Origin of the sequence: Desulfurella sp. (genome assembly GCF_023256235.1) — a bacterium.
In the GTDB taxonomy this organism is placed as follows: Bacteria; Campylobacterota_A; Desulfurellia; order Desulfurellales; family Desulfurellaceae; genus Desulfurella.
Window position 1 is genome coordinate 1 of record NZ_JAGDWY010000094.1, and the last position, 481, is coordinate 481.

General features: G+C 21.8%; 1 protein-coding gene. It reads right to left on the minus strand.

Going from position 1 to position 481, the window contains the following annotated elements; genetic code table 11:
- The coding region (locus Q0C22_RS10180) for a TM1802 family CRISPR-associated protein (RefSeq protein WP_291494418.1) at positions 1-481 on the minus strand (481 nt) is incomplete at both ends.

A 481-nucleotide genomic window follows, 5' to 3' on the forward strand; every position in this document is an offset into this window, starting at 1 on the left:
TTAATTCATTTTGGTTTTTTAAAAAATTATGTTTGTCGGTAAAATTTTTAAAATCTGATAAAATAAAGTCAAATTTTTCGTTAATAAGATTTTGAATGTTTTTAAGAAGTTTTTTATTATCTTTTGTCAATTGATCTTTGTATATTTGAGAGTACTTTAAGAAAAAATTTTTAATTTTGTTTTTAAATGTTTTTTCTATTTCAGTAATTTTTGAAGTAGGTGTTTTGTCTGGACCATTTGCACTACCTTTTTTATAAAAGTATTTCATTTTTTTATTTGCATCAAATTCTTCATAATCGATTCCTTCATATAAAGGATGATCAATATTTGATATGTTTAATTTTATTTTAAAAGGATCAGATCCATTGAAGTATTCAGGAAAAATTTCTTCGGCAAAATCGTTATGCAAAATGGTATCATCTAGATCTAATAAGATGTTTTTTCTTGCTAAGTTTAATTTTATTAATGTTTTTTCACAATC